This is a genomic window from Enterobacter sp. CC120223-11 (genome assembly GCF_900215375.1).
Lineage (GTDB): Bacteria > Pseudomonadota > Gammaproteobacteria > Enterobacterales > Enterobacteriaceae > Scandinavium.
In genome coordinates this window covers 166,773-180,749 of sequence record NZ_OBEF01000005.1, presented here as the reverse complement: position 1 = coordinate 180,749, position 13,977 = coordinate 166,773, and the positions used below count along the sequence as shown (strand labels likewise).

At 54.4% G+C, this 13,977-nt stretch carries 17 protein-coding genes; 9 read left to right on the top strand and 8 right to left on the bottom strand.

Features of this window, described 5'->3' with window-relative positions; all coding sequences use genetic code 11:
- Positions 1–3: 3 nt before the first annotated feature.
- Positions 4–486 carry a pantetheine-phosphate adenylyltransferase gene (coaD, locus tag CRO87_RS08090; RefSeq protein WP_097162418.1) on the top strand — a complete coding sequence of 161 codons (483 nt, stop codon included), beginning with the start codon at positions 4–6 and terminating at the stop codon, positions 484–486.
- A gap of 39 nt (positions 487–525) precedes the next feature.
- Here coaD and mutM read toward each other — a convergent pair whose 3' ends face one another.
- From mutM to radC, 4 genes are all read right to left on the bottom strand, one after another.
- Positions 526–1,335, bottom strand: coding sequence for a bifunctional DNA-formamidopyrimidine glycosylase/DNA-(apurinic or apyrimidinic site) lyase (mutM, locus tag CRO87_RS08085; protein WP_097162417.1), 810 nt, complete (start codon positions 1,333–1,335; stop codon positions 526–528).
- A 100-nt stretch (positions 1,336–1,435) separates the two neighbouring features.
- Positions 1,436–1,603, bottom strand: a complete 168-nt coding sequence (rpmG, locus tag CRO87_RS08080; RefSeq protein WP_003024094.1) for a 50S ribosomal protein L33 — start codon at positions 1,601–1,603, stop codon at positions 1,436–1,438.
- Between the two features lie 20 nt (positions 1,604–1,623).
- Positions 1,624–1,860: a 50S ribosomal protein L28 gene (gene rpmB, locus CRO87_RS08075; protein ID WP_013511031.1), complete on the bottom strand. Its 237-nt coding sequence runs from the start codon at positions 1,858–1,860 to the stop codon at positions 1,624–1,626.
- Positions 1,861–2,064: 204 nt separating this feature from the next.
- Positions 2,065–2,733: a DNA repair protein RadC gene (gene radC / locus CRO87_RS08070; protein WP_097162416.1), complete on the bottom strand. Its 669-nt coding sequence runs from the start codon at positions 2,731–2,733 to the stop codon at positions 2,065–2,067.
- 173 nt (positions 2,734–2,906) lie between these two features.
- On the opposite strand from radC, the gene coaBC reads away from it, so the two are divergent.
- From coaBC to slmA, 3 genes are all read left to right on the top strand, one after another.
- Positions 2,907–4,118, top strand: a complete 1,212-nt coding sequence (coaBC, locus tag CRO87_RS08065; protein WP_097162514.1) for a bifunctional phosphopantothenoylcysteine decarboxylase/phosphopantothenate--cysteine ligase CoaBC — start codon at positions 2,907–2,909, stop codon at positions 4,116–4,118.
- Positions 4,096–4,554: a dUTP diphosphatase gene (gene dut, locus CRO87_RS08060; protein WP_176504282.1), complete on the top strand. Its 459-nt coding sequence runs from the start codon at positions 4,096–4,098 to the stop codon at positions 4,552–4,554. The genes coaBC and dut overlap by 23 nt, the downstream gene beginning before the upstream one ends.
- 119 nt (positions 4,555–4,673) lie before the next feature.
- Positions 4,674–5,270 (top strand): nucleoid occlusion factor SlmA, encoded by a 597-nt coding sequence (gene slmA, locus CRO87_RS08055; protein WP_097162415.1) that lies wholly within the window; start codon positions 4,674–4,676, stop codon positions 5,268–5,270.
- Positions 5,271–5,300: 30 nt separating this feature from the next.
- Here slmA and pyrE read toward each other — a convergent pair whose 3' ends face one another.
- Positions 5,301–5,942, bottom strand: coding sequence for an orotate phosphoribosyltransferase (gene pyrE, locus CRO87_RS08050; protein WP_097162414.1), 642 nt, complete (start codon positions 5,940–5,942; stop codon positions 5,301–5,303).
- Positions 5,943–6,018: 76 nt separating this feature from the next.
- The gene (rph, locus tag CRO87_RS08045; protein WP_097162413.1) at positions 6,019–6,735 is read right to left on the bottom strand and encodes a ribonuclease PH; all 717 of its coding nucleotides are present in this window, start codon (positions 6,733–6,735) and stop codon (positions 6,019–6,021) included.
- Positions 6,736–6,860: 125 nt separating this feature from the next.
- Between rph and CRO87_RS08035 the strand changes: the two genes are divergently transcribed.
- Positions 6,861–7,724, top strand: a complete 864-nt coding sequence (locus CRO87_RS08035; RefSeq protein ID WP_097162412.1) for a YicC/YloC family endoribonuclease — start codon at positions 6,861–6,863, stop codon at positions 7,722–7,724.
- 30 nt (positions 7,725–7,754) lie between these two features.
- On the opposite strand, the gene CRO87_RS08030 is transcribed toward CRO87_RS08035, so the two are convergent.
- Positions 7,755–8,147 carry a hypothetical protein gene (locus CRO87_RS08030; protein ID WP_097162411.1) on the bottom strand — a complete coding sequence of 131 codons (393 nt, stop codon included), beginning with the start codon at positions 8,145–8,147 and terminating at the stop codon, positions 7,755–7,757.
- 195 nt (positions 8,148–8,342) lie between these two features.
- Here CRO87_RS08030 and CRO87_RS08025 point away from each other — a divergent pair, with 195 nt between their 5' ends.
- A complete protein-coding gene (locus CRO87_RS08025) occupies positions 8,343–8,960 on the top strand; it encodes a trimeric intracellular cation channel family protein (protein ID WP_097162410.1) in 618 nt (205 codons plus the stop codon).
- Here CRO87_RS08025 and ligB read toward each other — a convergent pair.
- Complete coding sequence (ligB, locus tag CRO87_RS08020) at positions 8,954–10,636, bottom strand: NAD-dependent DNA ligase LigB (protein ID WP_097162409.1); 1,683 nt, start codon at positions 10,634–10,636, stop codon at positions 8,954–8,956. The two genes, CRO87_RS08025 and ligB, sit on opposite strands and share 7 nt — an antisense overlap.
- 253 nt (positions 10,637–10,889) lie before the next feature.
- On the opposite strand from ligB, the gene gmk reads away from it, so the two are divergent.
- Genes gmk through spoT form a run of 3 tightly spaced genes read left to right on the top strand, consistent with a single transcriptional unit; the run spans position 10,890 to position 13,977 of the window.
- Positions 10,890–11,513 carry a guanylate kinase gene (gene gmk, locus CRO87_RS08015; RefSeq protein ID WP_097162408.1) on the top strand — a complete coding sequence of 208 codons (624 nt, stop codon included), beginning with the start codon at positions 10,890–10,892 and terminating at the stop codon, positions 11,511–11,513.
- A gap of 54 nt (positions 11,514–11,567) precedes the next feature.
- Positions 11,568–11,843 (top strand): DNA-directed RNA polymerase subunit omega, encoded by a 276-nt coding sequence (gene rpoZ, locus CRO87_RS08010; RefSeq protein ID WP_031523238.1) that lies wholly within the window; start codon positions 11,568–11,570, stop codon positions 11,841–11,843.
- Positions 11,844–11,862: 19 nt separating this feature from the next.
- The gene (gene spoT, locus CRO87_RS08005) at positions 11,863–13,977 is read left to right on the top strand and encodes a bifunctional GTP diphosphokinase/guanosine-3',5'-bis pyrophosphate 3'-pyrophosphohydrolase (protein WP_097162407.1); all 2,115 of its coding nucleotides are present in this window, start codon (positions 11,863–11,865) and stop codon (positions 13,975–13,977) included.

Sequence of the window (13,977 nt, the reverse complement as noted above, 5' to 3'; positions counted from 1 at the left end):
GTCATGAGCACAAAAGCCATCTACCCAGGCACTTTTGATCCGATCACCAACGGCCATATTGATATTGTCACCCGCGCAAGCGCCATGTTCGATAAAGTGCTGCTGGCGATTGCCGCCAGCCCGAGCAAAAAACCGATGTTCGACCTCAACGAGCGTGTCGCGATGGCGCAGCAGGCCATTTCCCATCTGCCCAACGTTGAAGTGGTTGGCTTCAGCGACCTGATGGCAAACTTTGCCCGTGCGCAGCAGGCCAATATTCTGATTCGCGGCCTGCGTGCGGTAGCGGATTTTGAGTATGAAATGCAGCTGGCGCACATGAACCGCCACCTGATGCCTGAACTGGAAAGCGTGTTCCTGATGCCTTCGAAAGAGTGGTCGTTTATCTCTTCATCGCTGGTAAAAGAAGTGGCGCGCCACGATGGCGATGTCGCGCACTTCCTGCCGCCTGCTGTCCATCAGGCGCTGATGGACAAGCTGAAGCCTTGATTCATTGCCCGATGGCGTCGGGCCCACGAATTGAAATAATCACTTCTGACAGTGGCGGCAGTAAAACGTCGCCCGCTGCGCATGTTTCGTTGCAATAATCGGCGAACCGCAGACCCGGCAAGGCTCATCTTTTCGGCCATAAACCTGCAACTCCTGCGCAAAGTAGCCCGGCTTGCCGTCGCTTTGCAGGAAGTCTTTCAGCGTCGTCCCGCCTTGCTCAATTGAGCGCAGCAGCACCGCCTTAATGACCCGAACTAACAGCTCACACTCCTCCTGCGAGAGCGAAGACGCCAGCCTGTCAGGGTGAATACCGGCGGCGAAAAGCGACTCACTGGCGTAAATGTTCCCCACGCCAACCACCAGTTTGTTATCCATCAGCCACGGCTTGATCGCCGTTTTCTTTTTGGCACACTTCTCGCGGAAGTAGCTCGCATTAAACGCCTCGCTCAGCGGCTCTGGGCCGAGATGCGCCAGCACGCTGTGACCTTCCAGCTCTTTGGTCCACAGCCATGCGCCAAAGCGACGCGGATCGGTATAGCGCAGCACCTTGCCATTACTCATCACCAGGTCGACGTGATCGTGCTTTTCCGCAGGCCGCTCTTCCGGGAGGATACGCAGGCTGCCCGACATGCCCAGGTGAATGATTATCCAGCCGTCCGGCAGCTCCAGCAGCAGATACTTGGCGCGGCGTTGAACGCTGAGCACGGGCTTGTCGCTGAGGCTGTGGATCTCACTGGAGACGGGCCAGCGCAGACGGCTGTTGCGAATGATGGCGTGCAGGATGGTCTGGCCCACCAGGTGCGGTTCTATACCGCGGCGGCTGGTTTCGACCTCAGGTAATTCAGGCATGACGTCTCCGATGACTTTGCAGGATGCTTTCTATTATGGGGACGCGCAGAAAACAAAAAACCCCGCCGAGGCGAGGTTTTTCGTGACATCGAAACTAAAATTATTTGATTTTAGCTTCTTTATACAGAACGTGCTGACGGACAACTGGATCGAACTTTTTCAGTTCCAGTTTTTCCGGCTTAGTACGCTTGTTCTTCGTGGTGGTGTAGAAGTGACCAGTACCAGCAGAAGAAACCAGCTTGATTTTCTCACGAATACCTTTAGCCATGATTTAATTCCTCTTAGTACTTAGTACTTTTCGCCACGGGCACGGATTTCAGCCAGAACTGTATCGATGCCTTTCTTATCAATAACACGCATACCTTTAGCAGATACACGCAGGGTGACAAAGCGCTTCTCGCTCTCAACCCAGAAACGGTGAGAGTGCAGGTTCGGCAGGAAACGGCGCTTAGTCGCGTTCAGTGCGTGGGAACGGTTGTTACCGGTCACCGGACGCTTGCCAGTTACTTGGCAGACTCGGGACATGTCTATTCTCCAAAAATCAAATTAGCTCGAGCTTCGTATAGGGTATTGGCGCCTCGTCAGGCTGCTACAGCCCGGTCTGACGGTTCTAAGTGAACTCGTATAGCCAGGCCCAAATGCCAAACCCGAGATTCTCAAAGGTGGCGTAGTATACGCTGACTCCGCGGTGTGCTCAAGTCCCGAACAGACAAAGATCCCGATGGATCGCTAAATCCAACCGAGTTCAGCGAAGGAAACTATCTCTCCTTTACCGACAATTAAGTGATCGAGGACGCTTATCTCCATGAAGTTGCAACACTTTATCACTCTTTCCGTGATGATTCTATCGGCTTTGCTAGGCTGCGCACTTCCTGAAGGATGATTATGCGCGAGGATCAGCCCCGCGGCGTTAACCTTGATGGCTTCCCGGACGATTTCGCGGGGATGCACTTCCACGTGGCTCAAAGTGCCGCTGAACAGCCTGCAGTGCTTCAGAACACGGTTTTTGTTGTCGAGGAAGATCACCAGAAAGATCTCGCGTTCTTCGTGTGCCAGCTGGCTTTGCAGAAACTCACGGGTGATATCCGGGCTGCTCAACGGGTTATCCAGTATCATCAGGCGGACGTTAAAGTAACGACGAGCCAGCTCGGCAATACCTTTGAGTTGGGCATATTTGGCGATGCCAATCCCTTCTATTTTCAGTAAATCAGTCTCGCGTGCGGAGAGCAGTCCGTGCAGAGAACCGAAGTGAGTAAGCAAGTATTCTGCGTAAGAAAGTACGTTAAACCGGCGCGTGCCGGTGCGCAGAAACAGCGCCAGCAGCTCTACATCAGACAGCGTTTCAATGCCGTCGACCTGCATCTTCTCCCGCGGCAAAACTGATTCGATAGCCTCCATACTTCTCCTCCTTCAGTCCGGCGCCATTGTGTCATGCCCTCCTTTTCACTGGCGACCAGGCTTTGCGGCTCTTGCGTAGCGCCTCGCAAAGTGAATTTTCCTTTGCAGCACGACGACTGAGGGTTTGTGATAAAATGGGCGGATTCCACTCTCCTTCACAGGAAAGCATCATGATGAGCCTGGCCGGTAAAAAAATCGTTCTCGGCGTCAGCGGCGGTATTGCGGCGTATAAAACGCCGGAACTGGTGCGCCGTTTGCGCGACAGGGGCGCGGACGTTCGCGTCGCCATGACTGAAGCAGCAAAAGCCTTCATTACGCCACTCAGCCTGCAGGCCGTCTCCGGCTACCCGGTTTCCGACAGCCTGCTGGATCCGGCTGCAGAAGCCGCTATGGGGCATATAGAGCTTGGAAAATGGGCTGACCTGGTCATTCTGGCTCCGGCCACCGCCGACCTCATTGCGCGCGTAGCCGCAGGCATGGCCAACGATTTAGTCTCCACTATTTGCCTGGCAACGCCTTCGCCTGTCGCCGTCGTTCCTGCAATGAATCAGCAGATGTACCGCGCCGCCGCCACGCAGCATAATCTGAACACGCTTGCCTCTCGAGGCCTGCTGCTCTGGGGCCCGGACAGCGGCAGCCAGGCCTGTGGCGATATTGGCCCCGGCCGGATGCTCGATCCGTTGGTCATTGTCGATATGGCAGCGGCGCATTTTTCGCCTGTCAAAGATCTGCAACATCTCAATATCATGATTACCGCAGGCCCCACCCGAGAGCCGCTGGACCCGGTGCGCTATATCACCAACCACAGCTCCGGGAAAATGGGATTCGCGATTGCCGCCGCCGCCGCACAGCGCGGGGCCAACGTCACGCTGATTAGCGGCCCTGTGTCACTGCCCACACCGCCATTCGTTCAACGAATTGACGTGACAACGGCGCTGGAAATGGAAGCAGCGGCCCAGGAAAATGCAAAAAAACAGCACATTTTTATTGGCTGTGCCGCCGTGGCGGATTATCGTGCAGACGCCATTGCGGATGAGAAAATCAAAAAGCAAGGCGATGAATTAACGATAAAAATGGTGAAGAACCCGGATATCGTCGCCGGGGTTGCCGCGCTGAAAACAGCTCGTCCTTTTGTCGTAGGGTTTGCCGCAGAAACGAATAATGTGGAAGAATACGCGCAGCAAAAACGAGCCCGCAAGAACCTTGATCTGATTTGTGCCAACGATGTGTCGCAAAAAAATCAAGGATTTAACAGCGATAACAACGCTTTACACCTTTTCTGGCAGGATGGAGATAAAGTCTTACCGCTTGCGCGAAAGGAACTCCTGGGCCAACAATTACTGGACGAGATCGTGACCCGTTATGATGAAAAAAATCGACGTTAAGATTCTGGACCCGCGCGTTGGCGAGCAATTCCCGCTGCCGACTTACGCCACCTCCGGCTCTGCCGGACTTGACCTGCGTGCCTGTCTTGATGAAGCCGTGGAACTGGCTCCAGGCGCAACCACCTTGCTGCCAACCGGTCTGGCTATCCACATCGCCGACTCGTCTCTTGCCGCTGTTATTCTGCCGCGCTCGGGTCTTGGCCATAAGCATGGCGTGGTGCTCGGTAACCTGGTGGGCCTTATCGATTCAGATTATCAGGGTCAGCTGATGGTTTCCGTCTGGAACCGTGGTCAGCAGAGCTTCACCATTGAACCGGGCGAACGCATTGCCCAAATGGTGTTTGTGCCTGTCGTTCAGGCAGAATTCAACCTGGTGGAAGAGTTTGACGCCACCGATCGTGGCGAAGGCGGCTTCGGCCATTCAGGGCGCAGCTAAGCCGTCCTGAAGCCGCATCCTGCAGCGAAATAATGCAATAACATCACCGCAAACGACCGTTTGCGGTCGCTGTGTGGATGCGTGCCTGACGAGTGTTTATTTCAGGGGTATTTGAAAACATGGCAGAAAAACAAACCGCGAAAAGGAATCGTCGCGAAGAAATACTTCAATCTCTGGCACTTATGCTTGAATCCAGTGACGGTAGCCAACGCATTACTACGGCAAAACTGGCGGCGTCCGTTGGTGTTTCTGAAGCGGCGCTGTATCGCCATTTTCCAAGCAAAACCCGGATGTTCGACAGCCTGATCGAGTTTATCGAAGACAGCCTGATTACTCGCATTAATCTGATTCTGAAAGATGAGAAAGACACCGGCGCACGCCTGCGTCTGATTGTTCTGCTGGTCCTCGGTTTCGGCGAACGCAACCCAGGGCTTACGCGTATTCTCACCGGCCATGCCCTGATGTTCGAACAGGACAGGCTGCAGGGCCGCATCAATCAGCTTTTCGAGCGCATTGAGGCCCAGCTGCGTCAGGTGCTGCGCGAGAAGAAAATGCGTGAAGGGGAAGGCTACACGATTGATGAAACGCTGCTGGCAAGTCAGCTGCTGGCGTTTTGCGAAGGGATGCTTTCCCGCTTTGTTCGCAGCGAGTTCAAATATCGCCCGACGGACGATTTTGACGCCCGCTGGCCGTTAGTGGCAGCTCAGCTGCAGTAAAAGAACCGGGCTCTGCGCCCGGTTTTGCTTTTATACGCCAAACTCTTCGCGATAGGCGCGAACCGCCGCCAGATGATCGGCCATTTCCGGTTTTTCTTCCAGATAGGCGATCAGGTCCTTCAGGGTAATGATAGAAATCACCTGGCACCCGTAGTCACGCTCCACTTCCTGAATGGCAGAAATTTCGCCACGTCCACGCTCCTGACGATCCAGTGAAATCAGTACGCCAGCCAGTGTGGCTCCTTTAGCCTGAATAATTTCCATCGATTCACGAATCGCGGTGCCTGCGGTGATCACATCATCTACCAGCATCACGCGGCCTTCGAGGTCGCTGCCAACCAGATTGCCGCCTTCACCGTGGGTTTTCGCTTCTTTGCGATTAAAGCAGTAGGGGACGTCGCGTTCGTGATGTTCCGCCAGCGCCACTGCGGTCGTGGTAGCAATTGGAATGCCTTTGTAAGCCGGGCCAAAGAGCAGATCGAAATCAATCTTTGAATCCACCAACGCCTCAGCGTAGAAGCGGCCCAGCAGGGCTAAATCACGCCCGGTATTAAACAGACCGGCGTTAAAGAAATAGGGGCTCTTGCGCCCGGATTTCAGCGTGAATTCGCCGAACTTCAGTACCTGCTTGTTTAGCGCAAACTCGATAAACTGACGCTGCCAGGATTTCATGGGCTTACTCCTCATCTTACTTTTCTGTTTTGCTTTTCTTTGGACAAAAAAAAGGGCGACATCGTCGCCCTTAATATCAATTCTCTAACGCCGCTTTCTGCGTCGCGACAATGGATTCGATGCCCCCTCGGGCCAGCGCCAGCAGGGTCAGAAGTTCTTCATGGGTAAATGGCTCGCCCTCTGCCGTGCCCTGAACTTCAATGATGCGACCGTCTTCGGTCATCACCACGTTCATGTCCGTGTCGGCAGCAGAGTCTTCCACATATTCCAGATCGCACAGCGCTTCGCCATTCACGACCCCGACAGAAACTGCCGCAACCATCCCTTTCATCGGGTTGGTTTTCAGCTTACCGGCAACCACGAGATTGTTCAGCGCGTCGGCAAGTGCAACGCAGGCGCCGGTGATGGACGCTGTACGGGTACCGCCGTCGGCCTGAATAACGTCGCAGTCGAGGGTAATGGTGAATTCGCCGAGGGCTTTCAAATCGACCGCGGCACGCAGCGCACGCGCAATCAGGCGTTGGATTTCCATAGTACGCCCACCTTGTTTGCCTTTTGCCGCTTCGCGGGCATTACGAGTGTGGGTCGCACGTGGCAGCATGCCATATTCGGCGGTGATCCAGCCCTGGCCCTGACCTTTCAGGAAACGCGGCACGCCTTCATCAATAGAGGCGGTGCAGAGCACTTTGGTATCACCGAATTCGACCAGCACAGAGCCTTCAGCGTGTTTGGTGTAGTTACGGGTCAGGGTTACGGGACGCACCTGATGAGCGCTACGGCCTGCTGGACGCATGATGAAATCTCCGGCTTAAAACGAATGTGGCTGCGCATTATACGGATTAAACGCGCTTATTCCTATCATGAGAAAGCCCCGGTAGCTATAATCCCCCCATCTCTCCTTTAAAAACAGGAACGTCTATGATCCGCAGTATGACCGCCTACGCCCGTCGCGAAATCAAGGGCTCATGGGGCAGTGCCGCGTGGGAACTGCGCTCGGTAAACCAGCGTTATCTCGAAACCTACTTCCGCATGCCGGAACAGTTCCGCAGCCTCGAGCCAGTAGTACGTGAGCGTATCCGCACCCGCCTGACGCGAGGCAAGGTTGAATGCACGCTGCGTTTTGAACAGGATCCGGGCGCTCAGGGCGAGCTTATCCTGAATGAGAGCCTGGCCCGTCAGTTGGTCAATGCCGCCAATTGGGTCAAAATGCAAAGTGATGAAGGCGAAATTAACCCGGTGGACATTCTGCGATGGCCTGGAGTCATGGCCGCACAGGAGCAAGACCTCGATGCGATCACCGCTGAAATTCTTTCCGCTCTGGATGGCGCGCTGGATGATTTCATCATCGCCCGTGAAACGGAAGGTCAGGCGCTGAAAACGCTTATCGAACAGCGTCTGGACGGCGTCAGTGCAGAAGTGGTTAAAGTCCGCGCGCATATGCCGGAAATCCTCCAGTGGCAGCGTGAACGCCTGGTGGCGAAACTTGAAGAAGCGCAGGTGCAGCTTGAGAACAACCGTCTTGAGCAGGAGCTGGTGATGATGGCTCAGCGCATCGACGTTGCTGAAGAGCTTGACCGCCTCGAAGCCCACGTTAAAGAGACGTGGAACATCCTGAAGAAGAAAGAAGCCGTTGGCCGCCGCCTCGACTTCATGATGCAGGAGTTTAACCGCGAATCGAACACGTTGGCCTCTAAGTCCATCAATGCCGAAGTCACCGCATCAGCCATCGAGCTGAAAGTGCTGATCGAGCAGATGCGCGAGCAGATCCAGAACATCGAGTAAGCATCAGAGGCCCGGTATTCCGGGCCTCATCTATAGCGTCAGTGCCAAAAATTCGTCAGCAGTAATCAACCCCTTTTTCTCCAGCTGTATCGCCACCGCCCGTTCCGATCGTCCAAACTTCAGGCTCAGTTCATCCAGTGAAACATTTTCCTGAAATTCGGCTTCAAGCTGCATTTTTTCCTCTTCTGTCCATGGGAAGTTGGATTTCGCAGGCCGTCCTTCCGCAATGTTTCTCTGCTGACGCTCCTGTGCCGTGAGCTTGCCCCTTTTCAGCTTTTCAGGCTCTTCTGCCAGCTCGTCGGATAGCGAGAACAGCAGGCGAATCGCATCAGGCTGATTGGCAATGGAGCCTGATGCGATAAACTCACCGGTTTCTGGATTAACGCCGTTAGCCAGTGCTTTGAGTGCTGCGGAAATAGTCATCGTTATTTCTCCTTCAATATTCGATAAACGTGATAGTTTTTCTAATCCTTTTCAGCCTTCAAAAATCATTCAGTCCCCATGTTTTGCGAGTGTATGGATTAGTTAAACTAATAAAATTCACTTTGCCTTAAAAAATCTCAATCGTGATCTGTCGCACAAATCGCTACTCTCCCGCCATCAGTGACGGGGGCAAACATGCTGCTACATATTCTCTATTTAATTGGTATCACCGCCGAAGCGATGACCGGAGCACTTGCCGCCGGACGCCGCAGAATGGACACCTTCGGTGTCATCATCATTGCGACCGCCACCGCATTGGGCGGCGGCTCAGTGCGTGACATCCTGCTGGGCCACTATCCGCTCGGGTGGGTGAAGCATCCGGAGTATGTGGTGATCGTCGCCATCGCGGCCGTAGTCACGACCATTGTTGCGCCGGTAATGCCTCACCTGCGTCGCCTGTTTTTAGTGCTGGATGCCCTTGGCCTGGTGGTGTTCTCCATCATTGGCGCGCAGATTGCTCTGGATATGGGCGAAGGCCCGGTAATCGCCTCCATTGCTGCGGTTGTCACTGGCGTATTTGGGGGCGTCCTGCGCGATATGTTCTGTAAGCGTATCCCGCTGGTCTTCCAGAAAGAGCTGTATGCCGGTGTCTCATTTGCCTCGGCGGTGCTCTATATTGCTTTGCAGCACTACGTCAGCAGCCATGATGTTGTGGTTATTGCCACGCTGCTGTTTGGTTTCACGATGCGCATGCTGGCGTTGCGCCTGAAGCTGGGTCTGCCCGTCTTTCACTATAAACACAGCGCTCACTGAGATTTAAAAGCAGCCACATTTTCCTCAGCTAGCCACTGTGCGAGCGCAATAATCTGTGGCTCGGCCAGCCAGTGTAATACCTGGCTGGTTTTTTCTTTGCCCATGCCTGGCAACCGTTGCCACTCTCGCGTCGGTATTGCTGCCACCTGAGCCCAGTTCTGCACCTCCAGGGCTGCCAGTGTCTTCTGGCTCAGTGGGATAGCTAACGCCAGTAGCCACTGCTTCAAGGGTTGTTGTTTCACCAGATCAAACTTGTGCCAGAGCAAACTCGCCCTTTCTGTTGAAACTCCCGGTGTTTGCCGTAGCTGCGCCTCGCTTAGCGCCAGCCAGGAAAAGAGATGCTGAAATTCATGCGCCTTGCTCAATTGCCGCCAGAGTCCCTCCCCGACCCCTTTCAGTTGCAGCTTTCTACCCGCCCAGACCAGACGAGCAAGAAACTGTGGCTGACACTCTGAAGACGCCCAATAGCATCCTGAAGCATCTGATGAACGCTCGGGCGGCTGGGGTTTCGTTCGCGCGGTACTCCGCCAGGCCACGCTGTCAATTCTCGGAATACCTTGCCCCGCAAGGCTAATGTTCAGAGTGTCGCCGGGCGCGATATCCCACTCCTGCCAGCGCTTCAGCGAGCCAACGTTAACGCGCCGTACCCGCTTATCATCCAGCATGACAGGCTCCAGCACAGCCACGACGGCCACCTTCCCGGTTCGGCCGACGGTAAAATCAATCGACTTCACCTCAGCAATCTGCGTGGCAGGGGGATATTTCCAGGCCGCGACCCAGGAGCCTTCACCCGGCTGCCAGTACTTTCCCTCTGGCTCCTTTGCGGAACGCACGACCACGCCGTCACTGGTAAATGGCAACGGGGAGGTGAACCAGCGCTGTCGCTGTGCCTCCACCTCTGCAGAACTCTTCACCGGTAAGGAGTACTCCGCTACCAAAGGGAAACCTGCTTTCTGCAACAAGGTCAGTTTCTGAGCAAACTGCGCGGGGCCACCCGCCCAGGCCCATATAAAAATAGACAGCCTGGACAGCACCACTGAATTGGTTTTCCGTTGAAGGGCACCCGCGACTTTTGCGCGAGCGTTCATCCCGCCCATTTTCTCCTGAATATGTCCCTCTTGCCGGAGAAACAACTCACCCTGCAATACGCTGTCAGTGAGCAAACCATCGACTTTTTTTGGAACAGCAGGGATCTGCATGACCTTTGCCGTCCAGTCCTCTCCTGAAAGACCGTTTCCCCGGCTGATGGCCTGTGCCAGCTTTCCTGCCCGATAAACCAAAGTGACGGCTACGCCATCCACTTTTGGCTGCACCCACAGATCCGTTTTAGCGGCCATCCACTGTGCCAGAGACTGGCGGTCTTTGAGTTTGCGAACCCCCGTGTGCGCCACGGGATGCAGCATCGCACCTCCAGGCACTGGAATGGGCGACTCGTGAGCCGCTTTGCCAAAGCAGCGCTGCCAGGTTCTTAGCTGCTCGTTTAGCTGATCGAATTTTTCGTCGCTGACGCCACTGTTGCCGGATTGCCAGTACGCCGTATTCCAGGCCTCTATCTGTTTTTGCAACTGAGAAATTTCCTCAGCCGCTCTGGCTTCAGGCCAGGCAGGGCAAACGGCCTGGGCTGCAAACGTCATGCACGTCATCAGCGCACCAAAAATCCCTCTTATCCTTGTCATTTCGCACCTCTCGCTCAATTGCGAACGGTTTTAACGCGAACGCAATCGAGGCACGAGGCCGACTTTACGGGGTTGCGAGCAGCGTTCAGCGAAAAATCTGTTGTTGCTGCAACAGGAGGAAAAATCAGGAAAGCAGTACGCAAAAGGGAAGAAACTGACGCAAAAAGTGTGACAAAGGCTACGTCACACAGCGGCGACGTGTATAATAGGCTCGTATGTAAACATTCTTTCGACTCACATACACAAGACTCTCATGGCTCAAGGCACGCTTTATATTGTTTCTGCCCCTAGTGGCGCGGGTAAATCCAGCCTGATTCAGGCATTGCTGAAAACCCAACCGTTGTATGACACCCAGGTTTCTGTTTCACACACCACGCGCGCGCCGCGTCCGGGTGAGGTGCACGGTGAACACTATTTCTTTGTCGATCGCACTGAATTTAAAACAATGATTGGCCGGGATGCGTTTCTTGAACATGCAGAAGTCTTCGGAAATTATTACGGTACCTCGCGTGAAACTATCGAACAGGTTCTTAAAACTGGCGTAGATGTGTTTCTCGATATCGACTGGCAGGGCGCGCAGCAAATTCGCAAAGCCATGCCGGAATCGCGCAGTATTTTCATTCTGCCGCCGTCAAAAGACGAACTCGATCGCCGTCTGCGCGGCCGTGGGCAGGATAGCGAAGAGGTCATCGCCAAACGTATGGCGCAGGCCGTAGCGGAAATGAGCCACTACGCCGAGTATAATTACCTGATTGTGAACGATGATTTCGATACCGCCCTCGGCGATTTGAAAACCATCATTCGAGCTGAACGTCTGCGCATGAGCCGCCAAATGCAGCGCCATGACGCTTTAATCAGCAAACTATTGGCAGACTGAACCCACATTCAGTATCATGCCCAGTCATTTCGTCACCTGTGGAGCTTTTGAAATATGGCACGCGTAACTGTTCAGGACGCTGTAGAAAAAATTGGTAACCGTTTTGACCTGGTACTGGTCGCCGCGCGTCGCGCTCGTCAGATGCAGGTAGGCGGTAAAGATCCGCTGGTTGCGGAAGAAAACGACAAAACCACCGTTATCGCCCTGCGCGAAATCGAAGAAGGTCTGATCAACAACCAGATCCTCGACGTGCGCGAGCGCCAGGAGCAGCAAGAGCAGGAAGCCGCAGAACTGCAGGCCGTTACCGCTATTGCTGAAGGTCGTCGTTAATTAACCCTGCGGGTCGCCCTTGTATCTGTTTGAGAGCCTGAATCAGCTGATTCAAACTTACCTGCCAGAAGACCAGATCAAGCGTCTTCAGCAGGCCTATCTTGTTGCACGTGATGCTCACGAGGGACAGGCACGTTCAAGCGGTGAACCCTATATCACGCACCCGGTTGCTGTTGCCTGCATTCTGGCCGAGATGAAACTCGACTATGAAACGCTGATGGCAGCGCTTCTGCATGACGTGATTGAAGATACCCCCGCCACCTACCAGGATATGGAACAGCTGTTTGGCAAAAGCGTTGCCGAACTGGTGGAAGGGGTGTCAAAACTTGATAAGCTCAAGTTCCGCGACAAGAAAGAGGCTCAGGCCGAAAACTTCCGCAAGATGATTATGGCGATGGTGCAGGATATCCGTGTCATTCTTATCAAACTTGCTGACCGCACCCACAACATGCGTACGCTGGGCTCACTTCGCCCGGACAAACGCCGCCGCATCGCCCGCGAAACGTTGGAAATCTACAGCCCGCTGGCACACCGCTTAGGTATCCATCACATTAAAACCGAGCTTGAAGAGCTGGGTTTTGAAGCGTTGTATCCAAACCGCTATCGTGTGATTAAAGAAGTGGTGAAAGCGGCGCGTGGCAACCGTAAAGAGATGATTCAAAAAATCCTTTCGGAAATTGACGGGCGCCTGCAGGAAGCGGGAATTCCGTGCCGCGTCAGCGGACGTGAAAAGCATCTCTACTCTATCTATTGCAAAATGGTGCTCAAAGAGCAGCGTTTTCACTCAATCATGGATATTTACGCCTTCCGCGTGATCGTCCATGACTTTGACACCTGCTACCGCGTGCTTGGGCAGATGCACAGCCTGTATAAACCACGTCCTGGACGTGTGAAAGACTACATAGCCATCCCGAAAGCGAACGGCTATCAATCTTTGCACACTTCCATGATTGGCCCGCACGGCGTGCCTGTTGAGGTGCAGATTCGCACCGAAGACATGGACGTAATGGCGGAAATGGGTGTGGCCGCACACTGGGCCTATAAAGAGAACGGTGAGAGCAGCACGACGGCGCAAATCCGCGCCCAGCGCTGGATGCAGAGCCTGCTGGAACTGCAGCAGAGCGCCGGCAGCTCGTTTGAATTTATTGAGAGCGTAAAATCTGATCTCTTCCCGGATGAGATTTATGTTTTCACCCCGGAAGGCCGCATTGTCGAACTTCCTGCGGGCGCAACCCCTGTCGATTTTGCCTACGCCGTGCACACCGATATCGGTCACGCCTGCGTGGGCGCGCGCGTCGACAGACAGCCATATCCCCTGTCGCAGCCGCTCACCAGTGGGCAGACGGTGGAAATTATCACCGCGCCGGGCGCACGCCCGAACGCCGCGTGGCTGAACTTTGTCGTCAGCTCTAAAGCACGTGCCAGAATTCGCCAGCTGTTGAAAAACCTGAAGCGTGATGATTCCGTGAGCCTGGGCCGTCGACTGCTGAACCATGCCCTGGGCGGAAGCCGTAAACTGGCTGAAATTCCTCAGGAAAATATTCACCGCGAACTGGTGCGTATGAAGCTCGCAACGCTCGACGATCTGCTGGCAGAAATCGGTCTTGGCAATGCCATGAGCGTGGTCGTGGCGAAAAATCTTCAGCAGGGTGAGGCCGGGGCCGTACAACAACCTGCTCCGTCGGGTCATGGTCATCTGCCTATCAAAGGTGCGGACGGCGTGCTGATAACCTTTGCCAAGTGTTGCCGCCCAATCCCAGGCGATCCGATCATCGCTCACGTCAGCCCGGGCAAAGGGCTGGTTATCCACCATGAGTCATGCCGAAATATTCGCGGTTATCAGAAAGAGCCCGAAAAATTCATGGCCGTGGAGTGGGATAAAGAAACCGAACAGGAATTTATCACCGAAATTAAGGTGGACATGTTCAACCATCAGGGTGCGCTGGCGAACCTTACCGCTGCGATCAACACCGCCTCGTCCAATATTCAGAGCCTGAACACGGAAGAGAAAGATGGTCGCGTGTACAGCGCCTTTATTCGTCTGACGGCACGCGATCGCGTCCATCTGGCCAACATCATGCGCAAAATTCGTGTCATGCCGGATGTGATTAAAGTCACCCGTAACAGAAACTAG